At 72.9% G+C, this 24,787-nt stretch carries 17 protein-coding genes and 1 pseudogene; 8 read left to right on the forward strand and 10 right to left on the reverse strand.

Annotated features, from left to right (window positions below; all coding sequences use genetic code 11):
* The first annotated feature begins 62 nt into the window (after positions 1-62).
* Positions 63-1,718 (forward strand): FAD-dependent monooxygenase, encoded by a 1,656-nt coding sequence (locus PV410_RS30945; protein WP_500329056.1) that lies wholly within the window; start codon positions 63-65, stop codon positions 1,716-1,718.
* 164 nt (positions 1,719-1,882) lie between these two features.
* On the opposite strand, the gene rny is transcribed toward PV410_RS30945, so the two are convergent.
* The 5 genes and pseudogenes from rny to PV410_RS30970 all read right to left on the reverse strand — a co-directional run bounded on the left by rny (position 1,883) and on the right by PV410_RS30970 (position 6,925).
* Positions 1,883-3,370 (reverse strand): ribonuclease Y, encoded by a 1,488-nt coding sequence (gene rny / locus PV410_RS30950; RefSeq protein WP_500329057.1) that lies wholly within the window; start codon positions 3,368-3,370, stop codon positions 1,883-1,885.
* 93 nt (positions 3,371-3,463) lie between these two features.
* Positions 3,464-4,165 (reverse strand): annotated as a pseudogene (recX, locus tag PV410_RS30955) (recombination regulator RecX); the annotation flags it as partial.
* Positions 4,063-5,199, reverse strand: a complete 1,137-nt coding sequence (gene recA / locus PV410_RS30960; RefSeq protein WP_500329058.1) for a recombinase RecA — start codon at positions 5,197-5,199, stop codon at positions 4,063-4,065. The pseudogene recX and the gene recA, both read right to left, overlap by 103 nt.
* Before the next feature lie 247 nt (positions 5,200-5,446).
* Positions 5,447-6,709 (reverse strand): AI-2E family transporter, encoded by a 1,263-nt coding sequence (locus PV410_RS30965; RefSeq protein ID WP_500329059.1) that lies wholly within the window; start codon positions 6,707-6,709, stop codon positions 5,447-5,449.
* Positions 6,710-6,730: 21 nt separating this feature from the next.
* On the reverse strand, positions 6,731-6,925 hold the full coding sequence (locus PV410_RS30970; RefSeq protein WP_499514387.1) for a DUF3046 domain-containing protein: 195 nt from the start codon (positions 6,923-6,925) through the stop codon (positions 6,731-6,733).
* A gap of 339 nt (positions 6,926-7,264) precedes the next feature.
* On the opposite strand from PV410_RS30970, the gene PV410_RS30975 reads away from it, so the two are divergent.
* From PV410_RS30975 to PV410_RS30985, 3 genes are all read left to right on the forward strand, one after another.
* Positions 7,265-7,846, forward strand: a complete 582-nt coding sequence (locus PV410_RS30975; protein ID WP_499514386.1) for a TMEM165/GDT1 family protein — start codon at positions 7,265-7,267, stop codon at positions 7,844-7,846.
* Positions 7,847-8,036: 190 nt separating this feature from the next.
* The gene (locus PV410_RS30980) at positions 8,037-9,257 is read left to right on the forward strand and encodes a PP2C family protein-serine/threonine phosphatase (RefSeq protein WP_500329060.1); all 1,221 of its coding nucleotides are present in this window, start codon (positions 8,037-8,039) and stop codon (positions 9,255-9,257) included.
* A gap of 91 nt (positions 9,258-9,348) precedes the next feature.
* Positions 9,349-11,655 (forward strand): SpoIIE family protein phosphatase, encoded by a 2,307-nt coding sequence (locus PV410_RS30985; RefSeq protein ID WP_500329061.1) that lies wholly within the window; start codon positions 9,349-9,351, stop codon positions 11,653-11,655.
* Here the strand turns inward: PV410_RS30985 and PV410_RS30990 are convergent, their stop codons facing one another.
* The 4 genes from PV410_RS30990 to PV410_RS31005 form a co-directional block, all read right to left on the reverse strand.
* A complete protein-coding gene (locus PV410_RS30990; protein WP_500329062.1) occupies positions 11,656-12,267 on the reverse strand; it encodes an HdeD family acid-resistance protein in 612 nt (203 codons plus the stop codon).
* A 61-nt stretch (positions 12,268-12,328) separates the two neighbouring features.
* Complete coding sequence (locus tag PV410_RS30995) at positions 12,329-12,748, reverse strand: SHOCT domain-containing protein (protein ID WP_500329063.1); 420 nt, start codon at positions 12,746-12,748, stop codon at positions 12,329-12,331.
* A gap of 94 nt (positions 12,749-12,842) precedes the next feature.
* Positions 12,843-15,320 carry an ATP-dependent Clp protease ATP-binding subunit gene (locus tag PV410_RS31000; RefSeq protein ID WP_500329064.1) on the reverse strand — a complete coding sequence of 826 codons (2,478 nt, stop codon included), beginning with the start codon at positions 15,318-15,320 and terminating at the stop codon, positions 12,843-12,845.
* A 145-nt stretch (positions 15,321-15,465) separates the two neighbouring features.
* Positions 15,466-18,090, reverse strand: a complete 2,625-nt coding sequence (locus tag PV410_RS31005; RefSeq protein ID WP_500329065.1) for a Pls/PosA family non-ribosomal peptide synthetase — start codon at positions 18,088-18,090, stop codon at positions 15,466-15,468.
* A 322-nt stretch (positions 18,091-18,412) separates the two neighbouring features.
* Between PV410_RS31005 and PV410_RS31010 the strand changes: the two genes are divergently transcribed.
* The 4 genes from PV410_RS31010 to PV410_RS31025 all read left to right on the forward strand — a co-directional run bounded on the left by PV410_RS31010 (position 18,413) and on the right by PV410_RS31025 (position 23,095).
* The gene (locus PV410_RS31010) at positions 18,413-20,263 is read left to right on the forward strand and encodes a Na+/H+ antiporter NhaA (protein WP_500329066.1); all 1,851 of its coding nucleotides are present in this window, start codon (positions 18,413-18,415) and stop codon (positions 20,261-20,263) included.
* 71 nt (positions 20,264-20,334) lie between these two features.
* Complete coding sequence (locus tag PV410_RS31015; RefSeq protein WP_500329067.1) at positions 20,335-21,051, forward strand: HEAT repeat domain-containing protein; 717 nt, start codon at positions 20,335-20,337, stop codon at positions 21,049-21,051.
* Between the two features lie 281 nt (positions 21,052-21,332).
* Positions 21,333-21,998 (forward strand): response regulator, encoded by a 666-nt coding sequence (locus PV410_RS31020; protein WP_499514378.1) that lies wholly within the window; start codon positions 21,333-21,335, stop codon positions 21,996-21,998.
* A complete protein-coding gene (locus tag PV410_RS31025) occupies positions 21,995-23,095 on the forward strand; it encodes a sensor histidine kinase (protein WP_500329068.1) in 1,101 nt (366 codons plus the stop codon). The genes PV410_RS31020 and PV410_RS31025 overlap by 4 nt, the downstream gene beginning before the upstream one ends.
* On the opposite strand, the gene PV410_RS31030 is transcribed toward PV410_RS31025, so the two are convergent.
* Positions 23,056-24,648, reverse strand: coding sequence for an HAD-IC family P-type ATPase (locus tag PV410_RS31030; protein WP_500329069.1), 1,593 nt, complete (start codon positions 24,646-24,648; stop codon positions 23,056-23,058). The two genes, PV410_RS31025 and PV410_RS31030, sit on opposite strands and share 40 nt — an antisense overlap.
* Positions 24,649-24,787 lie beyond the last annotated feature (139 nt).

Here is a 24,787-nt window from a genome sequence, read left to right on the forward strand (position 1 = left end):
ACGCACGCACGCGCAGTAGGTTGCATACGCAATGTGACTGCACAACTTCCCGGGACCGCACCGTGGACCCGGTGATCATCGCGGGGGCGGGTCCGGTCGGGCTCGCCCTCGCGCTCTGCCTGGCCCGGCACGACGTGCCGAGCATCGTCCTCGACGAGCACGACCACCCGCCCGCCCTCTCCGCGGAACGCACGGCCGTACTGAGCCCGGAGACCGCCGGGCTGCTGGTCCGGCTCGGCCACCGACGGCTCTACGAGTCCGGCGCCACCTGGGAGGCGTGGCGGACGCTGCGCCGACGGCAGGAGACCGTCCGGGTGGAGTTCGGCGACCGCGCGTCCGGCGGGCAGGGGCCCTCCCCGCTGCACATCGGGCAGGAGCGCCTGGAGCACGGGTTGCGCGGGGCCCTCGCCGAGCAGGCGCTGGTGCGGATCGTCCCGGGGGCGCGCGTCGACTCCGTCGAGCAGGACGACCGCGGTGTCAGCGTCCGCACCAAGGGTGCCAACGCCACCTGGTGGCGCGGGAGTTACCTGATCGGCTGCGACGGCCCGCGGTCCACCGTGCGCAAGCTGCTGGGCGTGCGCTTCCCCGGCCGCACGGCCGTCGACCGGCACGCCGTCGCCGCACTGCGGGTCGCGCTGCCCGACGAGGGCGTGGCGCTGCTGCACCGTGAGCCGCCGGGGCCCGGCGCGGGACCGGAGGTGACGGCCCGTCCGCTGCCGGACGGGGTGTGGCGGCTGGACTGGCTGCTGCCCGCGCGCGGTGAGCCGCTCACCTCCGACGAGCTCGTCTCGCGGATCCGCGGCACCCTCTCGGCCTGGTGCGGAAGCGTTCCGTCGTACGAGCTGCTGGGCTCCGCCGAGTACCCGGTGCACCAGCGGCTGGCCCGGCGCTGGCGCGCCGGACGCGTCTTCCTGGCCGGGGACGCGGCGCACCTCATGGGCGCGCTGGGCGCGCAGGGGCTGGAGGAGGGCCTGCGCGACGCCGACAACCTCGCCTGGAAGCTCTCCCTGGCCTGGCACCACGGCGCCTCGGACACGCTGCTCGACAGCTACCAGGCCGAGCGGCGCGGCGCGGTGGGCGCCCGGCTGCGGGCCACCGACCAGGTGCTGCCGCTGCTGCGGGCCAGCGGTGTCTGGCACACGGTGCGACGCTCCGTGCTCTCCGGCTCCGCCCGGCGGTACGCCGAACTGCTCACCGACGGCCACCTCGGCCGGGGCCCGCTCGGCGCGCCGCCGGTCTACGCCCGCTCGCCGCTCGCGCTGCCCGCTCCCCGCGGGGCGGGCGCCGCGGCCTCGGCCTCCTCGGCTGCCGCGCCGTCGCCGCTGCTGGGGTCCTGTGCCACTCCCCCGGGCGGTGCGGTCGTCGACGTCCCGGTCACGGCGCTCGACGGCTCCGGAGCGCGCCTGTACGAGCGCCTCGGGCGTGACCTGCTGGTCGTCCTCGTCGCGCCGGGCACCGGTGTGTGGGAGAGCCGGCACTGGCTCACCGCGGGCCTGATGCCTCGGCTGGCCAAGGCGGTGGCGGCCCTGCCCACCCGGGCGGAGCTGCTCGTCACGGAGGCGTACCCGGGGTCGACGGCGCACAGCGTGCTGCTGATCCGCCCGGACGGCCACCTGGTGACCGTGATGACCGGCTGCCGCCCGACCGAGCTGTACGCCTACGCCGACCTCGCCCGCGGCGGCCCCCCGAGCCCCGTCCAGGACCGCGTCCCCCACTGACGGGGCGGGGCGCGGGCCCGGGCCCGGGGAGGCCGGTCCCCGGCTCCGCCCGCTGGACCTCCGGCGGAGCCGGGGTGAACCGCCGGGCCGGTCCGTTCGTCCGGGCCGATCCGGTCCGGGCCGATCCGGGCCGATCCGGTCCGGTCCGGTCCGGTCCGGTCCGGTCAGCGGGCGAACTCGGTGGCGCGGGACTCACGGACGACGGTGATGCGGATCTGGCCGGGGTAGGTGAGCTCCTCCTCGATCTGCTTGGCCACGTCACGGGCGATGACCTGCGCCTGGATGTCGTCCACGTCCTCCGGGCGCACCATGACCCGGACCTCGCGTCCGGCCTGCATGGCGAAGACCTTGGCGACGCCCGTGTGCGCGGCGGCGATCTGCTCCAGTCGCTTGAGCCGGCGGACGTAGCTCTCCAGGGACTCGCGCCGCGCGCCGGGACGGCCCCCGGAGATGCCGTCGGCGGCCTGGGTGAGGACGGCCTCGACGGTGCGGGGGTCGACCTCGTTGTGGTGGGCCTCGATGGAGTGGACGACGTCCTCGGACTCGCCGTGCCGCCGCGCCAGGTCCGCGCCGATGAGGGCGTGGCTGCCCTCGACCTCGTGGGTGAGGGCCTTGCCGATGTCGTGCAGCAGCGTGCCGCGCTTCGTCACGGCCGGGTCGATGCCGAGTTCGGCGGCCATCATGCCCGCGATGTGCGCGGACTCCAGGAGGTGGCCGAGCACGTTCTGGCCGTAGGAGGTGCGGTAGCGCAGCCGCCCGAGCAGCGTGACCAGTTCGGGGTGCATGTCGGTGATGCCGATCTCGGTGAGCGCGTCCTCGCCGTGGCGCACGCAGAGCTGCTCGACCTCGACCTGCTTGCGCTCGTAGACCTCCTCGATGCGGTGCGGGTGGATGCGGCCGTCGGTGACGAGCGCGTCGAGGGTGAGCCGGGCGACCTCGCGGCGCACCGGGTCGAAGCAGGACAGCAGCACCGCCTCGGGGGTGTCGTCGATGATGAGGTTGACCCCGGTGACGGCCTCGAAGGCACGGATGTTGCGACCCTCGCGGCCGATGATCCGGCCCTTCATCTCGTCGCCCGGCAGTTGGAGCACCGAGACCACGGACTCGGCGGTCTGCTCGGTGGCCACGCGCTGGATGGCCCCGGCCACGATCCGCCGGGCGCGTTCCTCGCCGCGGTCGCGGGCCGCGCGCTCGATGTCGCGGGCGATCACCGCCGCCTCACGCTTGGCCTGTTGCTCGGCGGAGCGCACGAGGTCGGCACGGGCCTCGGCTGCGGTGTAAGCGGCGACGCGCTCCAGGACATCGCGCCGCTCCTCCTCCAGCCGGTTGAGCTCGGCACGGCGGCGCTCCAGCTCCTCGCGTTCCTCGGCCAGTTCACGGCGACGCCGGTGCAGTTGCTCCGACTCGGCGTCGATGCGGGCCTCCCGGTCGGCGAGCCGCTGCTCACGCCGCTCCAAGTCGGCCCGGATCTCGCGGACTTCCTCCTTGGCGGTGGCCCGGATCTCCCGGGCCTCACGCTCGGCCGCCGCCCTGAGCTGTTCGCGTTCCGCGCGGAGCCGTCGGAGCAGCACCCCCGCGGTGACCGCGACGACCACGGTGACGGCCACGGCCACGGCCGTGAACACGGATTCGGTCCCCAGCGCGATGCCCATGGCACCAACTCCCGTATCTCTGAGGATGCGATCCCTCACCGGTTGTGAGGCTAAGTCGACTCAGAGGAACGGTCAAGGAACCTCAACGGAGGTTCAGTCGGGCAGGTAGTGCTCCAGCGACTCCGGGTCCTCACCCTCCTCCTCCAGAGCACGGCGGACCACCCTCAGGGCGAGCCCTTCCGCATACCCCTTGCGGGCGAGCATCCCGGCGAGCCGGCGGATCCGCTTCTCCTTCTCCAGGCCGCGGGTGGCCCGGAGCTTGCGGTCGACGAGGGCGCGGGCGGTCTCCTCCTCCTGCCCCGCGTCGAGCCGCCCCACGGCCTGGCCGATCGCCTCGGCGTCCACCCCCCGGGTGCGCAGCTCCTGGGCCAGGGCACGCCGGGCGAGGCCCCGGCCGTGGTGCCGGGACTCCACCCAGGCGTTGGCGAACGCCTGGTCGTCGATGAGCCCGACGTCCTCGAACCGCTCCAGCACGTGCTCCGCCGCGTCCTCCGGGATGTCCCGGCGGCGCATGGCGTCGGCGAGCTGCTTGCGGGTGCGCGGGGTCCCGGTGAGCAGGCGCAGGCAGAGCGCCCGCGCCTGCTCCACGGGGTCGAGCGGGCGCTCTTGCTCCGCCCTGGGCCCCTCCTGCCCTACGGCGGGCGAGGAGGGAGAGAAAGAGCCGCCACGATCCTTGTGCCCGGATACCACCGTCAGGCCTTGGCGGCCGCGGCCTTGGTCGCCTTGACGGCCTTGGGCGCCGGGACCGTCGCGCCGGCGTCCGCCTTCGCCGGGTCGGCCACCGCCGCGGGAGCGGCCGCGTCCTCACCGGGCTGCTCGCCCGAGGCCTCGGGCCGGACGCCGATGCCGAGCTTCTCCTTGATCTTCTTCTCGATCTCGTCGGCGAGGTCGGGGTTGTCGCGCAGGAAGTTGCGCGCGTTCTCCTTGCCCTGGCCGAGCTGGTCGCCCTCGTAGGTGTACCAGGCACCGGACTTGCGGATGAAGCCGTGGTCCACGCCCATGTCGATCAGGCCGCCCTCGCGGCTGATGCCCTGGCCGTAGAGGATGTCGAACTCGGCCTGCTTGAAGGGCGGCGCGACCTTGTTCTTGACGACCTTGACGCGGGTGCGGTTGCCGACCGCGTCGGTGCCGTCCTTGAGGGTCTCGATGCGGCGGATGTCCAGCCGCACGGAGGCGTAGAACTTCAGCGCGCGGCCACCGGTGGTGGTCTCCGGCGAGCCGAACATCACGCCGACCTTCTCGCGGAGCTGGTTGATGAAGATCGCGGTGGTCTTGGACTGGCTGAGCGCGCCGGTGATCTTGCGCAGCGCCTGGCTCATCAGACGGGCCTGCAGACCCACGTGCGAGTCACCCATCTCGCCCTCGATCTCGGCCCGCGGCACGAGGGCCGCCACGGAGTCGATCACGATGAGGTCCAGCGCGCCGGAACGGATCAGCATGTCGGTGATCTCGAGGGCCTGCTCACCGTTGTCCGGCTGGGACAGCAGCAGGGAGTCCACGTCCACACCGAGGCGCTTGGCGTAGTCGGGGTCGAGGGCGTGCTCGGCGTCCACGAAGGCGACCTTGCCGCCGGCCCGCTGGGCGTTGGCCACCGCGTGCAGGGTCAGGGTCGTCTTGCCGGAGGACTCCGGGCCGTAGACCTCCACCACGCGGCCGCGCGGGAGACCGCCGACGCCGAGGGCGACGTCCAGGGCGGTGGATCCCGTCGAGATGACCTCGATGGGCTCGTTCGGCCGGTCGCCGAGACGCATGACGGCGCCCTTGCCGAACTGCCGTTCAATCTGTGCGAGCGCGGCGTCGAGCGCCTTCTCGCGGTCGGTTCCTGCCATGGGTTCCACCCTGGGTGTCTGAGTCGTTCGCTTCACGTCCATGACGCTACTGCCTGCCACTGACAACGCGTCCCGACGCCGCCCCCGGCCTGTGGACAACCCACGGGAGTCCGTGAAAACCCTTGGGAAACCGGGTCCGGGACATCCATGAGAATGGATGTTCGATTTTCGTGTCAAGCGACTCCCGGACCTCGGTCGCCCCCGCCGCCCGCCCCGTCCGCCCCGTTCCGGCCGTCCCGCCGGTCCCTCACGCCCCCGCGGGCCCCTCCGGTCCGTCGCCCGGCCCGTCACCGCCCGGACCGGTGCCCTGCCCGTCGCCCGGGCCGCTCCCCCGGCCGGTCCGGCGCGACCGGAACCGGAACAGCGGCCGCCGCTGCGGCCCGTGCGCCCGCGGGTCCGTGACGGCGTACCGCTTCACGTACGCCCCGAGGAAGCCCTGCAGCGTCGCCGTCGCCGGGATCGCCACCAGCGCGCCCACCGCCCCCAGCAGCGCCGTGCCGGCGATCACCGACCCGAAGGCCACCGCGGGGTGGATGTCGACGGTGCGCGCGGTGATCCGCGGCTGCAGCACGTAGTTCTCGAACTGCTGGTAGACCACGACGAAGCCGAGCACCCACACCGCGTCCCACGGGTCCTGCGTGAACGCGATCAGCATCGGCAGCGCCCCCGCCAGGTACGTGCCGACCGTCGGCACGAACTGCGAGACCACGCCGACCCAGACCGCCAGCGCCGGCGCGTACGGCACCCCGATGACCACGAACAGCACGTAGTGGGAGACGGCCGAGATCAGCGCCATCAGCGCCCGCGAGTACAGGTAGCCGCCGGTCTTGGCCACCGCGATCTCCCAGGCCCGCAGCACCTCGGCCTGCCGGGCGGGCGGCAGCACCGAGCACACGGCACGGCGCATCCGGGGCCCGTCGGCGGCGAAGTAGAAGGTGAACAGGCTGATCGTCAGCACCTGGAAGACCCCGCCGAGGACCGTCGCCGACAGCCCCCACACGTTGCCCGCCTGCCGCTGCACGTAGGTGCGCAGCCAGTCGGAGTGCAGCACGTTCTCCTGCACCTTGCCGACGGACAGGTCGGTGCCGAAGGTGTGGTTGACCCACACGACCACGTCGTCGACGTACTCCGGCAGATTTCGCCCGATCGAGGTGATCTGGTCCACCAGCAGGGAACCGAGCAGCACCACGAAGATCCCGCCCGCGGCGAGCACGACCAGGAACACCAGCCCGGTCGCCCACCCCCTGCGCATGCCGCGCGCGGCCATCCAGTCCACCGCCGGCTCGATCGCCAGGGCGCCGAAAAAGGCCAGCAGGATGTTCACCAGCAACCCGATGACCTGGTGGAACGCCCAGTTCGCCAGTTGGAAGGCGGCCAGCAGCGCGATCGCCAGCAGCATCGCCTTCGGCAGCCACCGCGGCATCGCGGAACCCCCCGCGCCCTCCCCGGGCTCCCCCGGCGTCCGCGGACCCGCGGCCGCCCCGGCTATCGTCTCGTCGCTTCCCGCCACGACCCCAGTCCCACCCCGTGATCAGCGGCGCGAGGCCGGAACGTCGACGGCCGCGCAGACCGCCCGCCACACGTCCTTGGTCTCCCAGCCCTCGTCCAGTGCCTGGTGCACGGTCCGGCCGCCGAGCTCGGACATCACGTGGTCGCGCGCGAAGGAATCGGCGTACGTCTCGCCGAAGTGCGTGCGCATCCGTTCCCAGAACACCGTCAGCTTCATGCGGCCAGTATCCCGCGCCGCCGACCGAACGGGCGGGCGTCGCACAAGGGCGCGCACGTCCGCCGCCGGGCCGGCGGGGACGATCCGCGCGTTGGGTACACTGGGCCGCAGCGAAGGGGAGTAGTCCCGCAATACCGGCTGGTCGACACACTGGACGTCCTGGACGTCCCGGCCACCGGGCCGCCGCACCGGGTGCGGGGGTGGACGAGACCTTCGGCCAAGGCAAGACGTGGTCCGCACCGACGTGCGGGCCGCACCGTCGTGCCGGGCCGTTGGCGCTTCCCGTCGCCCCCTGGGTGCCGTCGAGTCCGCGGTCCGGCCCCAGCAGAAAGCACCGGAATGACCTTCGACCCCCTGGCGCTCGTCACCGCCTTCGGGCTGATCTTCCTCGCCGAGCTCCCGGACAAGACGATGTTCGCCTCACTGGCGATGGGCACGCGCATGCGCCCGCTGTACGTCTGGTTCGGCACCTCGACCGCCTTCATCGTGCACGTGGCCATCGCGGTGGGCGCCGGCAGCCTGATCAGCATGCTGCCGAACATGGCCGTGAAGCTGGTCTCCGCCGCCTTGTTCGCCTTCGGCGCCGTGATGCTTCTGCGGAGCGGGGGCGACGACGACCACGACGAGGCCGGCAGGACCGTGACCGGTTTCTGGCCGGTGTACTCCACCGCCTTCATGGCCGTCTTCATCGGCGAGTGGGGCGACCTCACGCAGATCACCACCGCCAACCTCGCCGCCACCAACGGCTGGCTGCCCACAGCCGTCGGCTCGGCCGCGGCCCTGATGTCGGTTTCCGCCCTGGCCCTGGTGGTGGGCCGGTTCATCGCCAAGAAGGTGCCTCTGAAGACCGTCCAGCGCATCGGCGGCGCCTGCATGGCGGGCCTGGCCGTCTGGACCCTGGTCGAGGCGTTCACAGGCTGACGGTCCCCGGCCTCCGGGGAGGGCGCACCGCCGCCCTCCCTCGCTCCGTCCGCTTTTTCCGAATGCTGCCATTAAGCGGTGCGATGACCGGAGATGTTTGCCGGGCGTACATTCGGTGTATGGGAGCGCCAGCGGTGGAGGACGACCTTCGCGCCGCGGCCCCCGGCCCCGTCAGGGACCCGGAGCCGCGATGAAGGGCAGTCTCACGCACCGCCTGTGGCGGCTGCCCGGGCGGCGGGCGGCCGCGCCGGGCTCAGGGCCCGGCCCCTCCTGGGTGACGCAGGTGACCCAGGGCCACGGGCCACTGGCGCTGGCCCTGTTCATGATCGGCGCGATCGTCGTCACCGGCTTCGTACTGCCGCCCACCGAGCACCTGGCCTCGCTGATGGTGGTGGTCCCCGCCACCACGGCCGTGCTGGCGGGACCGGGGACGACGACCTTGAGCGCCGCCCTGTCCTGCGTCGCCGCCTTCGTGCTGGACGTCCACGACAACCTGCTGGGCACCTCCATCCCCGCCGTCCACCAGCTGGAGATCCTCCTCGTCTCGGCCTTCGTCATCGCCTCCCGCAGCATCCGGGACCGCAGCGTCCGGGAGCTGATGGAGGTGCGGATCGTGTCCGACACCATCCAGCGCGTCCTGCTGCGCCCGCTGCCCCCGCGCATCGGGCCGTTGCTCGTGCGGGCCACGTACCACGCCTCCCATCCGTACGCGCAGATCGGCGGGGACCTGTACGCGGTGGCCCGGAGCGCGGCGGGGGTCCGTTTCCTGATCGGGGACGTCAAGGGCAAGGGGCTGCCGGCGGTCGAGGACGCGGAGGCCCTGCTCGGGGCGTTCCGGGGGGCCGCCCGCAGGTTCGGCTCGCTCCCGGAGCTGGTGGCCGACCTGGAGCACGCGGTGCGCGGCCACTTCGAGGAGACCGGCCGCACCGACAGCGACGCCGTGGAACGGTTCATCACCGCGCTGGTCCTGGAGGTCCCCGACGGCTGCGCCGAGATCCACATGGTCACCTGCGGGCACCCCCCGCCCTACATGGCGCAGCGGTCCGACACCATGCTGCTGGCCCCGGCCGTGCCCTCTCCCCCGCTCGGCCTGGGGAGCCTGAACGCCGAGGACTACGTCGTCGACACCTTCCCCTTCGGCCGTGAGGCGACGCTGCTGCTCTACACCGACGGCGCCATCGAGGCCCGCAACGACGACGGCCAGTTCTACGACCTGGGCGCCCACGTGGCCGACTGGCCGGGCTCCCGTCCGGAGGAACTGCTCCAGCACGTGCTCGACGGGCTCTCCCTGCACGTGGGCGGCGGCGCCATCACGCTCGACGACGACATCGCCATGATCGCGGTGCAGTACCGCGACGGGTTCCCCTCGCCCTCCCCCGCACCGTCCGACGAGCGGCTCCTCACCTCCTGACACGGTCGCGGCGGCGGACCCTCCGCCGGGGGAAACGCCAGGGTGCGGGGGCTGGTGGGGTGGGAGAGGGTGAGGTGGGAGGTGCGTGCGGATGGCGGGTGGCGGTGACGTGCTCCTGCTCGTCGACGAGGACGGGCGGGTGGCCGAGTGGCGGCCCAAGGCCGAGGAGCTGTTCGGCCTGCCCGCCGACCGGGCCGTGGGACGGCCCGTCGCCGACCTCGTCCGCGCGCCCGGATCAGCCCTGGGCCAGAGCGAGCTGCTGGTCAGGCCGCTCCTGCGCGGTGCCTGCGTGATGTGGGAGGTGCGCGCGGGCGGCGACGCCCTCGGGGTGCGGGACATGGCGCTGCTGAAGGTGATGTTCTCGCAGGCCCCGGTGGGTCTGCACGTCCTCGACGACCAGTTGCGCCTGGTGCGGATGAACAGCGCGACGCGGGCGCTGCACGATGCCGCGCTCAGCCCCGGGCGGCACTTCAGCGAGGTGTTCCAGCTGGACGACCCGGTGACGGAGGAGGAGGTCGCCCGGCGGGTGCTGGAGACCGGCGAGCCGGTGGTGAACCGCCTGGTGCGCGGCGCACTGGGCGAGGGCCGGCCGCACCGGCGCATGTACCTCACGTCCGTCTTCCGTCTGGAGGGCCCGCATGGCGAGGTGCTGGGGCTGGTGGCCGCGGCCTCCGACGTCACCGAGCGGCAGACGAGCCGCCGGCGGATGGCCGTCCTGGACGCGGTGCGCGAGCGGGTGGGGCAGCGGCTGGACGTCGTCGCGGTCTGCGAGGAGCTCGCGGAGACGGTGGTCCCGGCGTTCGCCGGGATCGTGGTGGTGGAGGTGGTGGAGGACGTCGTGCGCGGCGAGGTGCCGCCGCTGGTCCCCGTCGACCGCGACGTGCCGCTGCGCAGGGCCGCCTACCGCGGGAAGATCTCGGCGTACCCCGTGGGGGACGTCCGGCACCTGCCCTACGGCACCCCGTTCGCCCGCGTGCTGGCCGATCTGCAGCCGCGGCTCATCCACGTGGACGAGAACAGCATGTGGCTGGCGGCGGACCCCGCCCGGGCCGACGCGATCCGCCGGCAGAACGTGCACTCCCTGATCGTGGCGCCGCTGGCGGTGCGCGGTGAGGCGCTGGGCCTGGTCAGCTTCTACCGGCACGAGGACGAGGACCTCTTCGACGAGGAGGACGTCAGGCTGGCGCTGGACGTGTGCACCCACGCGGCGCTGTGCATCGAGAACGCCCGGCGCTTCACCCGCGAGCGCACCATCGCCGCGACCGTGCAGCGCCGGCTGCTGCCGCAGCGGCCGGCGCCGCGGATCGCGCTGGAGACGTCCCACCTCCACCTGCCGGGCGTGGAGGGCGGAGGGGCGTGGTTCGACGTGATCCCGCTGCCCGGGGCACGGACGGCGCTGGTCGCCGGTGACGTCAAGGGGCGGGGCGTCGAGGCCGCCACCACCATGGGGCAGTTGCGTACGGTGATCCACTCCCTGGCCGCGCTCGACCTGCAGCCCGAGGAACTGCTGGCCCGGCTGAGCGACACGGCGACCCGGCTGGCCGAGGAGCGGGCGGCGCTGCCGGCCGGGGACCCCCTGCACCGCGAGCCGCTGACCGCGGAGTGCGTCATCGCCGTCTACGACCCGCTCGACCTCACCTGCACGATCGCCCTCGCGGGCCACCCGCAGCCGATCGCCGTCTTCCCCGACGGCGCGATCGAGTCGCTGTCCGTCTCTGCCGGTCCGCTGCTGGCGGAGACGAGCAACACCCCGTTCTCCGCCGCCACGGTCGCGCTCCCCGAGCACACCACCCTGCTGTTCGGCACCTCCCCGCTGACGGACCTGCTCCACCCGGGCTCGGGAACGCTGCACGGCCTGCTGGAGCGGTACGGCCGGGGCCCGCTGCAGGAGCTGAGCGACGCCTTCGCGTACGCCATCAGGAACGGCAGCCAGCCCGGGGACCTGCTCATGCTGTTCGCCCGCACCCGGGGGTTCCCCGGCGACCGGGTGCTGACCTGCCCGCTGCCCAGCGACGCGGAGGCGGCGCCCATCGCGCGGTCGTTGGCGCGGCGCCGGCTGGCGCAGTGGGGGGTCGACGAGGAGACGGCCTTCACCACGGAGCTGATCGTCAGCGAACTGGTCGGCAACGCGGTGCGGTACGGGGCCCCTCCCCTGCAACTGCGGCTCGTGCTGGACGCCACGCTGACCTGCGAGGTCAGCGACGCGGGAGCCAGCGCGCCTCACTTGAAGCACGCCCGCACCCTGGACGAGAGCGGGCGCGGCCTGTTCATCGTCTCCCGCTGCGCCGACCAGTGGGGCACCCGCTACCACGGCGAGGGCAAGACCATCTGGGCCGAACAGTCCCTGCAGACCCCGGTCCCGCCCCTACGGGCCGCCTACGACGGCGCGGGGCCCTGATCACACGTGCGGAGGTGCGGGCGCCGACCGTTTCGCGAGGGAGCGCAAGGCGAGCGCCGCCGCCACCTCGGCCAGGCCGAGCAGCACGAGCCACAGCCCGACCAGCCGGGCCAGTGCGACCGCCGACTGCACGGGGAAGGCGAGCACGACGATCCCCGCGACGACGCCGAGCGCGGCCACGGCGAAGGCCATGCCCCGGTGCGGCATGTCCCGTCCCGCGACGGCGATGAAGCCCACGAGCAGGCCGGACACCAGCCAGTAGGCGCCGAGGACGAGGGAGAGCACGGCGGCGGTCTGCAGCGGGTGCCGCAGGCACAGCACCCCCGCGAGCACGGCGACCACCGCGACGATCACCGCCGTCACCCTGCTGCCGCCGTCCCGGCGGGAGAACGCCGTGACGAAGTGGAAGACCCCCGTGACCAGCAGGTACAGGCCGATGACGACCGCCAGCACGTGCAGCGTCTCGTCCGGCCAGACGAGCACGGTCACCCCCGCCACGAGCGTCGCGAGGCCGAAGCCCAGGGACCATCCCCAGGAGCCCCCCAGCTTGCCGAGCACCTCGTCGGGGTCGGCCGGCCCTTGCGTCGTGGCGTGTCCGTACGGTGCGTTCATCGTGTCTCCCGGCGGTGCCCGCGGCGGCGGACGCCGCCGCGGGACGAAGGGCTGGGACGGCTCAGTGCAGGACCTTCTCCTTGAAGCGCTGGAACTCCTCCTCGGTCAGGTCGCCCCTGGCCTTGAGCTCCGAGAGCTTGGCGAGCGCGTCGACCCCGACCGTCGCCGTGCCGGCGCCGCCCGCGGTCTCGCGGATGTAGTCGTCGAACGCCTTCTGGCGGGTGCGCGCCTGCTCCGCCTCGCGCTTGCCCATACCCGAGCCGCGGAAGAGGAGGTAGGCGAGGATCCCGATGAAGGGGAGGACGAGCACGAAGAGCAGCCAGGCCGCCTTGGCCCATCCGTTCATGGTGTCGTCGCGGAAGACGTCCATCACGACGCGGACGATGAGGAAGATCCAGATCACCCACAGGAAGATCCACATCATCGTCCAGAACGCGCCCAGGACCGGGTAGTCGTAGGCCAGGTACATGTGACCGGTCATTTCCGTCTCCTCCTGGCGCCCGCCCCGTGCGGTTCCGGGGAGGGCGCGGGCCCGTGGCGGATGCCCGCCCGTGAAGCTGCGCGGTGGGCCGGGGTCAACCGTCCGACGCCGCCGCCTCCTTGGCCGGCTCCCGCGGTTCGCCCTCCTTGAGGCCGAGGGACAGCTGCCCGTCCTTGACGTCGGCGACGACCGTGTCCCCGGGGTTGATGGTGCCGTCGAGCAGCATGTTGGAGAGCCTGTTGTCGAGTTCGGTCTGGATGGTGCGGCGCAACGGCCGCGCCCCGAACTCCGGTTGGTAGCCCCGGTCGGCCAGCCACTCCTTGGCGGCCTGGGTGACCTCGAGGCCGACCTGCTGGGCGTGGAGCCTGCGGCGGCTGCGCTCCAGCAGGAGGTCGACGATCTGCACGAGGTCCGACCGGGTCAGCGCGTGGAAGACGATGATCTCGTCGATGCGGTTGAGGAACTCGGGCCGGAAATGCGCCTGGAGCTCGGCCATCAGGTCGTCCCTGATGTCGTCGACGGCCCCTTCGTGGTCGAGGATGTGCTTGGAGGCGATGTTGCTGGTCATGATGACCACGGTGTTCCGGAAGTCCACCGTGCGGCCCTGGGCGTCGGTGAGGCGCCCGTCGTCCAGCACCTGCAGCAGCAGGTTGAAGACGTCCGGGTGGGCCTTCTCGACCTCGTCGAACAGCACGACGCTGTACGGCTTGCGGCGCACCGCCTCGGTGAGCTGCCCGGCCTCCTCGTACCCGACGTAGCCGGGCGGGGAGCCGACGAGCCGGGAGACGGTGTGCTTCTCCTGGAACTCGCTCATGTCGAAGCGGATCATGCGTTCGGGGTCGCCGAAGAGGAGCTCGGCGAGCGCCTTGGCGAGTTCCGTCTTGCCGACGCCGGTCGGTCCGAGGAAGAGGAAGCTGCCGGTGGGCCGGTCGGGGTCGCCCATGCCGGCGCGGCCGCGGCGCACGGCCTGGGCGACGGCGTCGACCGCCTCGTCCTGGCCGATCACCCGCCGGTGGAGGTCCTCCTCCAGCTTCATCAGCCGCTCGCGTTCGGTCTCGTTCAGCTGGGAGACGGGGATGCCGGTGCGCGCGGACAGCACCTCGGCGATGTCCTCGGCCGTGACGCCGGGGGGCTGTTCCCGTTCCGCGGTGACCGCGGCGCGTTCGTTCTCCAGCTCCCGGATCCGCTCCTTGAGGCCGCCGGCGCGTTCGAAGTCCTCGGTGCTGACGGCCTCGTCCTTCTCGCGGCGGAGCTTGGTGAGGCGCTCCTCCAGCTCGTCGGACGGGCCCGGGCCGTCCAGGGAGCGCAGGCCCACGCGGGCGCCGGCCTGGTCCATGAGGTCGATCGCCTTGTCGGGCAGGAAGCGGTCGCTGACGTACCGGTCGGACAGGGCGGCCGCGGCGTCCAGTGCCTCGTCGGTGTAACGCACCTGGTGGTGCGCCTCGTAGGAGTCGCGCAGCCCGCGCAGAATCTCGACCGTCTCGTCGACGGAGGGCTCGGGGACCATCACGGGCTGGAAGCGGCGCTCGAGGGCGGCGTCCTTCTCGATGTACCTGCGGTACTCGTCGATGGTGGTGGCGCCGACCACGCTCAGGTCGCCGCGGGCCAGGGCGGGTTTGAGGATGTTCCCCGCGTCCATGGCGCCCTCGCCGCCCGCCCCGGCGCCGACGACGGTGTGGAGTTCGTCGATGAACAGGATGACGCTGCTCTTCGCCGCGGTGACCTCGCCGATCACCTTCTTCAGGCGTTCCTCGAACTCGCCCCGGTACTTGGAGCCGGCCACGAGTCCGGCCAGGTCGAGGCCGACCACCCTGCGGTCCCGGAGCGTCCTGGGCACCTCGCCGGCCACGACGCGCTGCGCGAGGCCCTCGACGATGGCGGTCTTGCCGACGCCGGGTTCACCGATGAGCACGGGGTTGTTCTTCGTCCGCCGGGACAGCACCTCGACGGTCTGCTCGATCTCCTCGCCCCGGCCGATCACCGGGTCCAGCCGTCCGGCGCGCGCCTCCTCGGTGAGGTCCCGGCCGTACTCGTCCAGGGTCGGGGTGTCGGTCGGCGCGGACCGGGGGCCGCCGCCCTTTCCGGCCAGGGCCGTGGGATCGGCGCCCTCGGAGCGCATCTCGAGGCCGGAGCGGGGGTCGTCCGCGAGCGCGGCGAGGATGTGCTCCGGGCCGATGTAGGAGGCGCCGGAGGCCTGGGAGCGCGCATGGGCGGCGAGCAGGGCGCGTTTCGCCGCCGGGGTCAGCGCCGGCTCCCCGCTGCCGGTGCCCGAGGGCAGGATCGCGCCCACGTCCTCGGCCAGCCGGTCGGGGTCCACACCCGCCTGCTCCAGCAGCTGCCTGCCCGCAGGTACGCGGGTGGCCGCCCACAGCAGGTGCTCGGTGTCGAGGTCGGCGCCGTCGGCGGCCGCCCGGCTCGCGGCGGCCGCCAGCAGTTCGTTCGAGGAGTCGCTGAGCAGGCGCCCGATGGGGACGCGCTGGACCGCGGGCGGCGATGCCGCGGGACTCATCCCGAAGAAGCGGTTGAAGAGGTCGGAGAACGGGTCGCCGGACCCGAAGGGGGAAGTCGTCACCTTGCCCACCCGTCCGGCGGGCCCACAACGGCTGAGTGGCGCCCGCCGTAGTCGATTTGCCCGTACTCCACCAGTGTTGGCCCGATCGGACGCGCGTGCCACCGGGGGTCCCGGCCGGTCACCGGACGCGGCGCGGCGCCGCCGCTCAGCCGGTCCGGGCCGCGGTCGCGGCGTCGCGGTGCGCCGGGGGCACCGGCAGCACGTCCGGCATCTCCCGGGCGGGGTTGCCGGCCCAGTGGGCCCCCGGCGGCATCTCCTCGCCCTTCATCAGGAAGGAGTCCGGCGCGAGGACCGCCTCGTCGCCCATCGTCACCCCGTAGTGCACGAGGGCGCCGACGCCGAGCGTGCAGCCGGCCCCGAGGACGCTGTGGTCGGACTTGAAGGTGCCGTCCTCCTGGGAGTGGCACTGGATGCGGCTGCCCTCGTTGAGGACGCACTCGTCCCCGACGGCGACCAGGGAACGCTCCGGGAAGTAGCAGCCGTCGTCGAAGACCCGCCGGCCCACCCGGACGCCGAGCCAGCGCCAGATGACGCTCTTGAAGGGCGTGCCGTTGAATACCATGATCGCCTCGCTCACGCTCGTGACCTTCCAGTACCGCTCGTGCTGCCAGAAGGGGCGTTCGTAGATCGAGCAGTACAGCGGCCGCAGCCCGCGGAAGCCGGTGGCGATGCGTTCGGACAGCACCATGTCGGCGACCGTGAAGGCGAGCGTGAGGATGTTGGCGAGCGCGATCACCGACACCCCGAGCGCGTCGTAGAGGTCCGCGGCCACCGACACCACGAGCGCCACCCAGAAGAAGAACACCCACCGCGCGAGCAGGTGCAGCGCCATGGTGGAGACGTTGTGCTTGTTCTTGGCCGCCAGGCGCCGCCGGAAGGTCTCGCCGTCCTTGAGGTGGTCGAACTTGCTGTCGCGCAGGACGGACCGCGGGATCTCGAAGCTGGGCGAGCCCAGCAGGCCGACGCCCTCCCGCACCTTCCCGTCCACCGGGACCATGACCTTGGTCGCCAGGAGGCAATTGTCCCCCGTCCTGCCCTGCGACGGGTAGGCGACGTAGTTGCCGACGAAGTTGTGCGGCCCGATGGTGACGCGCGAGACGCAGAAGGACGAACTGGAGAAGTCGGCGTTGATGATCGACAGCCCGTCGGCCACCATCGTCCCCCGGCCGACGGCGCTGAGGAACGGGTTGTCCTGCTTCATGATCGTGCCGAAGTTCGACCCGGTCTGCTCCACGTGGGAGAGCCGGTAGCCCAGGCCGCCGAGGTAGTGGACGATGGCCGAGCTGTCGCCGAACAGGGTCTTGAAGAAACGCCGGTTGGTCAGGAAGCCGATGGTCCGGTGCATCCCGTACCGGAAGCCGAACAGGGGGTAGACCGTGTCCGGCCGGACGGCGCGGTTCAGCACGCGCGGGACCGTCACCGTGAACAGCAGGCCGAGCACCACCGCGCCGAAGAACAGGGCGACCGAGGTGACCAGGGCGTCGGAGTAGAACGACCAGGTCGTCAGCGCCCTGGGGTCCGGCTCCAGGAGCGAGGCGAACTGCGGCACGGCGGCGAACAGCAGCACCGAGCCGGCGACGGCCAGCGGCACGTAGACCAGGACCGCTCCCAGCAGCTGCGAGAGGGAGTAGCCCGCCCTGCGCGCGGTGCCGCAGCGGGCCGGGCCGACGGCCCGGTAGTCGACCTCGGCGGGCTGGGCGGGGGAGCCGTGCCAGTGCTCGCCGTCGGGGACGCGCTGGCCGGCGTGGAGCGAGGAGGCGTGCCCGAGCTGGGTGCCGTCGCCCATGACCGTGTCGATGTCGATCACCGTCACCTCGCCGACCAGCACGTCCTTGCCGAGCGTAACGGGGCCGCTCCGGATCACCCCGGACTCGGCGCGGTAACAGGAGAAGAACACGTCCTTGCGGATCACCGTGTCGTCGCCGATGGTGAGCAGGTCGGTGCAGACCGGCACGCGCCGTGACAGGACGGTGACCCGGCGTCCGATCTTCGCGCCGAGTGCCCGAAGGTAGAGCGTGTACAGCGGCGACCCGTGGAAGAACACCAGCGGATCCGACCGGATGAGGGTCTTGACGCACCAGAAGCGCAGGTAGGACAGGCTCCAGATGCGGATCTGCCGGGGCCGCCACCGGCCGACGAGCACCCACTTGGCGACGATCGGGAGCACGCACACCGCGACGAAGGTCATGCTGCCGAAGGCGATCGCCCGCAGGTAGGTGTCGACCAGGCCGGAGGCTCCGGCGATCCAGTCCACGCCCTTGGTGAGGACGAGCGCGGCCCCGAAGGAGTACGCCACGAAGAAGGCCAACTGCAGCGTCGCGCACAGCACGTAGTGGGGGGTGCCGGACGGCGGGCCCACCGCCGGCCGAGGCACCGCGGCGCGCGACGGGTCGGCGCCGGTGTACCCGTTCACACCGGGCGCGGAGGGGGCGGGCGCCGCGGCGGAAGCGGCGGGGGCGGCCGGTGCGGCCTCCTCGAGGGCGGCCGCCAGGCTGCGGACGGTGGGGTGGCGGTAGATCTCCTTCATCGACACCGACGGCGCGTCCGGCCGTTTCCTCAGCCGTGCGCAGAAGTGGGCCATCACCAGGGAGTCGGCGCCCAGGTCCTCGAAGAAGTTGCTGTCGACGCGGACCTGCTCGACGTGGACGACGCCGGCCAGGGTCTCCGCGAGGATCCTTTCCGTGCCGGTCCGCGGACCGGCACGATCACCTCCGGCGGCTGAAGCTTCATCCTGGTCGCGCCGACCGGCTTCGGCTGATTTGTCCACCATGTGATCCCCTGAGGGTCTACGACCATCCGCGTCCCAGCGGCCCGCTGCCACGAGGGGTCGTGGGCGCCTGTCCGGCCGTACGGGAAGAAGTCGTCTCCTTGCAGTCTCGAACGTCCGGCGCCGGGGCGCCAACCGCCGGGCCCGCGGCCGCCGGAGCGGTCACCGTGCGTAGGGCGGGCGCGCGCCGCGGAACCCCCGCCCGGGCCGCGGTCCTGACCCGTGGCCCGTGCGACAGGCCACCGTCGCGGGCGCGTGCCACGATGTGCGGGTGAGCGCGTTCTCGTCACTGCGGGCAACGGGGCAGACTCCGCGCCGCCCCGGCGTGACCACTCCGCGCCTGCGGTTCCTGCGCACCGAGACGGCGGGCGCCGGTTTCCTGCTGGCCGCCACGGTCGTCGCCCTGGCCTGGGCCAACCTGGCGCCGGGCAACTACGAGTCGGTGTGGCACACCCATCTGTCGCTCACGCTGGGTTCACGGGGGGTGTCGCTCGACCTGCGGGAGTGGATCAACAGCGGGCTGATGACGCTGTTCTTCTTCATCGTGGGCCTGGAGGCCCGCCGGGAGTTCGACCTCGGCGAGTTCCGCGAGCGGACCCGGATCACCCTGCCGACCATGGCCGGACTCGCCGGGATGCTCGTACCGCTCGGCCTCTACCTCGCCTTCACCCACGGCACCCCCGAAGCGCGCGGCTGGGGCACCGTGATCTCCACCGACACCGCGTTCGCCCTCGGGATGTACGCCCTGCTGGGCCGCAGACTCCCCGCGGCCACCCGGGCGTTCATCCTGACCGCGTCCGTCGTCGACGACTTCATCGCGCTCGCCGTGATCGCGTTCGCGTACACCAGCGGCATCTCGTGGCCCGAACTGTTCGTCGCCATCGGCCTCTTCGCCGTCGGGATCGGGGCGGCCAACTCCATCGTGCGGACCTGCGGCGAGTTCCGCGGCGCCGCCTACGCGCTGACCGGCGTGGCGGTGTGGTTCGCCCTGCTCGGCTCCGGGGTGGACCCGGTCGTGACCGGGCTGGCGCTCGGTCTCATGGCCTGCGACCACCCGGCGCGCGGCGCCGACCTGCGCCGGGCCAGCACGCTCTACCTGCGTTTCAGGGAGCAGCCCACACCCGCGCTGGAGCGCAGCGCCCGGCGGGGTCTGGCGCTGTCGGTCTCGCTCAACTCCCGGCTGCAGGAGCTCTTCCGGCCCTGGACCAGCTATCTCATCGTCCCCGCCTTCGCCCTGGCCAACGCCGGCATCACCATCGACGCACGGCAGTTGGCGGCCGCGTTCACCTCCCCCGTCACCCTCGGCATCGTCGTCGCGTACGTGGTGGGCAAACCGCTCGGGATCGTGGGCGCCTCCGCGCTGACCACCCGGCTCAGCCGCGGCCGGCTGCGCCCGGCGGTCGGCTGGGGAGCGGTGACGGCCGGCGGCACCATCTCCGGCATCGGCTTCACCATCGCCCTCCTCATCGCGGACCGCGCGTTCCAGGGCGGACGGCTCGCCGAGGCGAAGGTCGGCATCCTCGCCGCGGTGGTCCTCTCCTTCCTGCTCACCTGGTGCGTCACGCTCGTCCTGAACCGGCTGCCCCGGGCGGTGCGCCGGCGGGCGCTGCTCGGCAAGTCGCAGCAACTGGAGGACCTGGCCGTCCCCGTGGACCCGGAGCGCGACCACGTCCGCGGCCCGCACGACGCCCTGGTCACCGTCGTCGAGTACGGCGACTTCGAGTGCCCCTACTGCGGCGAGGCGGAGCCCGTCATCCGCGACCTGCTCGCCGACTTCGGCGATGTCCGTTACGTGTGGCGCCACCTGCCGCTCGCCGACGTGCACCCCCACGCCGTCCAGGCCGCCCGCGCCACGGAGGCCGCCGCCGAGCAGGACCGCTTCTGGGAGATGCACGACCAGATCTTCGCCCACCCCCAGTCGCTCGACTCGCGGGGACTCGAACGGCTGGCCACGGCGATCGGGCTCGACATCGAGCGCTTCCGGCGCGACGTCGAGACCCGCTCCGTCGCGGTCCGGGTCGCCGAGGACGCCGAGTCCGCGGACCTGAGCAATGTGTCGGGGACCCCGACGTTCTTCATCAACGGCCGCCGTCACTACCGCGCGTACGACATCGAGAGCCTCTCGGCCGGGGTCCGCGGCGCGCTGGAGCGCGCGAAGGCGGCCCTCCACCACTGACGCCCCGCGGGCACTGTCGTACCGGGCCCGTAGGCTCCCGGTACCGCAAGCACGAACCGGGAGGGGGCCCCATGGACGAGACGGCGGTCGCCGACCTCGAGGCCCTCGCCACCGGACTGGCGGACCCCGACGCGGACCTCGACGCCCTCCACGTGCTGGAGGGGCGGGTGCTCGCCGCCCGCGACGCGGCCCTCGTCCCGGCGCTGGAGGCCCACCTCGCGGCCGTGGTGGAGGCGCGGGGCTGGTACGCACGCGCCGTACTCGCCGGGATCCTCGTGCACACGGCGGGCCGTGCCTCGCTGCCGGCACTGCTGCGCGCCCACGCCCCGGACCTCGGGGACGACCAGGACTCCCTCACGGCGCAGCTGACCCGCCTCGCCGAGGAGGACCCCGCCTCCGCCCGCGCGCTGCTGCTCCCCTGGACCCTCGATCCGGACCCGGAACTGCGGCGGACGGCGTTCTGGCTGCTCGGCTATGTCCGGCACGCGTCCGACGTCGAACGGCTCGCGCGGGCCGCCGCGGACCCGGACGAGGGCGTCCGCCGCGCGGTGGCGGGGGCGCTGACCGGGCATTGCGGGACCGATCCGCGGGCCGCCGACGTCCTGATCGGGCTGCTCTGCGACGTATCGCCGGGCGTGCGGATCTCTGGGCTGAGCAGCCTCGGTTCCGCACGGTGCCCGCGGACCCTGCCGGCGATCCACGGGCTCGCGGACGACCCCGACGTCAGGGTCCGTTCCTGGGTGCCCGTCGCACTCGCCCGGTTCCCCGCCCGGGACGACGCCGGTTGATCAGCCGGGCCGGAGGGCCGGGGCGGCGCACGGGGGAACACGAACCTGCCGGGCACCGCCGGACCGCGCGCGCCGTGGCCCGCGGCGCACCCGGTGTTACGTTGGTCAGTGCTCCAGGGTTGTGGAAACCGCCCGCGGCACCCCGTCGGGCAGTCGTCCGGAACCGCGCCCGCCCCCGACCGGCGCTCCCCGTCACCTGGCCGGACGCGGCCCGGTGACCTGCCGGACGGCGCGCGGCGTGGTAGGAATCGGGCAGGGGTCCGGTGGCGAGTGGAGCACGCGTGATCCGGGTATTGGTGGTCGACGACGAGGCCCTGATCCGTACGGGCTTCCAGCGCATCCTCGACGCGGCGGACGACATCGAGGTCGTGGGTGCGGTGCCCGGCGGGCAGGCGATCCGTACGGCGCAGGACGCCCAGCCCGACGTCGTCCTGCTGGACATCAGGATGCCCGACGTGGACGGGCTCACCGTCCTGGCCGGGCTCCGTCGGCTGCCGCAGCCTCCGGTGGTGGCGATGCTGACGACCTTCGACATGGACGAGTACGTGACCACGGCGCTCCGCTCGGGCGCGGCCGGTTTCCTGCTGAAGGACACCGACCCCGAGGAACTGCCCTTCCTGGTGCGAACCCTGGCCGACGGCGGCGCCGTGCTGTCGTCCAAGGTCACCCGGACGGTCGTGGACGGCTACCTGGGCGCGGGCCCGCAGGAGTCGGCGGCCCGCGGCGTGGCCCGGCTGACCGAGCGCGAGCGCGCCGTCCTGCTCCTGGTCGCCGAGGGCCTGTCGAACGCGGACATCGCCGGGCGGATGCACCTGGGGACGGGCACGGTGAAGGACCATGTGAGCGCCATCCTGACCAAGCTGCAGGTGGGCAGCCGGGTGCAGGCCGCGCTGCTCGCGGAGCGCGCGGGGCTGCTCAAGCGGCCGCAGGACGGTGAGGGCGGATGAGGTTCCGGCGTCCGACACCCGTGGTGGTGGACCTCGTCGTCGTCGCGGTCGCGCTGTTCGACATCTGGGTCAACGTCGACCCGGAGGAGCCGGTGCGCCTCGGGTGCGCCCTCGGCGGCGCCGTCGCCCTGATGCTGCGCCGGCGTCTGCCGCTGATCACCTTCGTCCTGGCGCTGCCTGCCGTGCTGGTCTCGGACGCCGCCTTCGCCACGCTGGCCGCGCTCTACACCCTCGCCTCGCTCTCCCAGCGCCGGTGGCTGCTGGCCGGCTGCGCGCTGGCCTTCACGATCGCCGACATGGCGCCGTGGCCCGCGCCGAAGTTCGACCTGTCCGAGCCCTCGACCCTGATCACCCTGAGCTACACCGCCGCGACGGCCGCCGCACCGGTCTTCCTGGGCCAGCTCGTGCAGGCCCGGAGGGACCTGTCGCTGCGGCTCACCGAGATCTCGGAGGCCCGTGACCACGAGCGGCTGCTCACCGCGCAGACCGTACTGGCCAAGGAACGCGCCCAGCTCGCGCGGGAGATGCACGACGTGGTCTCCCACCAGGTCAGCCTGATCGCTGTACGGGCCGGGGCGCTCCAGGTCGGCACGCAGGACGCCGAGGTCAAGGAGGCCGCGGCGACGATCCGGCGGCTGAGCGTGCAGACCCTGGACGAGCTGCGGCACATGGTGAGCGTGCTGCGCGCGGCCGGCGGCCGGCCCACGGAACTGACCCCGCAGCCCTCCCTCGCGGACCTGGAACGGCTGGTGAGCGGCAGCGGCATCGAGGCCGAGCTGCAGCCGGACCTGCCGGACGGGCTGCCGCCGACGGTGCAGCGCGCGGTGTACCGCACCGTCCAGGAGGCTCTGACCAATGTGCGCAAGCACGCGCCCGGGGCCTCCGCACGGGTCCGGATCCACCGCCAGGGCGGCACCGTCCGGGTCACGGTCACCAACACCGCCCCCACCCGGCCCGCACTCCCCCTGCCCAGCGCCCACTACGGCCTCGTGGGCCTGCGGCAACGCGCCGCGCTGCTCGGCGGCACCGTCACCTCGGGCCCGACGGCCGACGGCGGCTACGAGCTCAGGCTGGAACTGCCCGCCGCGGGCACCTGAAGCGGCGCCGCCCGGCCCCGCTCCGCGGCCGCCGCATGCACCCGGCGTGCCAGGAGTTTGCCGAGCTCCCACAGGAGCAGCAGGACGACGGCGGACAGCAGGGCCCAGCCGAACTGCCGCAGGTTGATCCCGGTGGTGCCCAGGATGCGCCGGAAGCCGTCCATCTGGGTCACCAGGACGGCGAGGACGAACTCGCCCAGGGCCGCCCAGTTCATCTGCTTGCTGTCGAAGGTGGTGGTCGTGAGGACGGAGGCGGTTTCGCTGCGGCACTCGAACGCGGCCACGATCAGGCAGAGCGCGAAGGCGGTGAAGGCCATCGAGTTGCCGACGGCGGCGCTGTGGAAGTGGCTCTCCCCCACCTTGATCAGGGCCAGCAGGATGACGGTGACCGCCAGCCCGCTCAGCCCCACGGTGATCAGCACGGGCCTGGTGAGCACGGACTGCCCGCGGGGCCGGGGCGTGCGGCGCATCAGGCCGGGGCTCTCCTGGTCGAAGCCGAAGGGGGCGTTGACGACGAAGTGCACCCACAGGACCTGGGCGGGGGTGAAGGGTTCACCGGCGGCGATGTTGAGCAGGGTCGCGCCGAGGAAGGTCAGGACGAAGGTGACCAGCAGCAGGAGGACGAAGCGGATGTACTTGGTGAGGTTGTCGTAGAGCTTCCGGCCCTCCTCCACCGCGTGGATGATCGTGGCGAAGTTGTCGTCGGACAGGATCATGCGGCCGGCGTTCTTGGCGACGTCGGTGCCGCTGCCCATGGCGATGCCGATGTCCGAGGCCTTGATGGCGGGGGCGTCGTTGACGCCGTCGCCGGTCATCGCCACCACCTCGCCCTTCTTCTTGAGGGTGTCGGCGAGCAGGACCTTGTGCTCGGGGGCGACCCGTCCTACCACGCCGATGTCGTCGATGCGGGCGAGGCGTTCCTCCTCCGGCAGCGCGGCGAAGTCCGCGCCGAGCATCGCCTCGCCGGGGATGCCGAGCTGCCGCGCGATGGCGGCGCCGGTGGTGACGTCGTCGCCGGTGACCATGCGGACCCTGATGTGGGCGGCCTGGGCGTCCGCGACCGCGTCCCGGGACTCCTCGCGGGGCGGGTCGATCATGCCGACGAGGCTGGTCATCCGCAGGTCGGTGACGAGGGCGAGGAGGTCGCCGGCGGGGTCGAAGCCGGCGGGGTCCAGGTCGCGGGTGGCGGCGGCCATGACGCGGCGTCCCTCGCCGCCCATCCGCTCGGTGGCCCCCTGGGCGCGCCGGCTGAGGTCGTCGTCCCAGGGCACGGTCGTACCGGCGGACAGCGCGGTCGCGGCCCGTGCCATCACGGCCGGCGCCGCGCCCTTGACGAAGCACCGTACGACCGGGCGGCCCGAGGCGTCGGTGGCCGAGTGGAAGGTGGCCATCAGCTTGTAGCCGGGGTCGAACGGCAGGGTGGCCAGCCGGGGCAGCCGTTCGCGGGTGGCCTCGATGTCCAGCCCGGCCTTGTGGCCGAGGACGAGCAGCGCGCCCTCGGTGGGGTCGCCCACCACCGTGCCGTCCACCAGTTTGGCGTCGCTGGCCAGCACGTACGGCAGGATCGCGTCCTCGATGCGGCGTGGTGGATCCTGCCCTCCAGGCCGTAGCCGGTGCCGGAGACGGTGTAGCGGTCGGTGGGGCTGACCACCTCGACGGCGGTCATCTGGTTCATCGTCAGGGTGCCGGTCT

The organism is Streptomyces sp. PA03-5A (genome assembly GCF_033792725.1).
Lineage (GTDB): Bacteria > Actinomycetota > Actinomycetes > Streptomycetales > Streptomycetaceae > Actinacidiphila.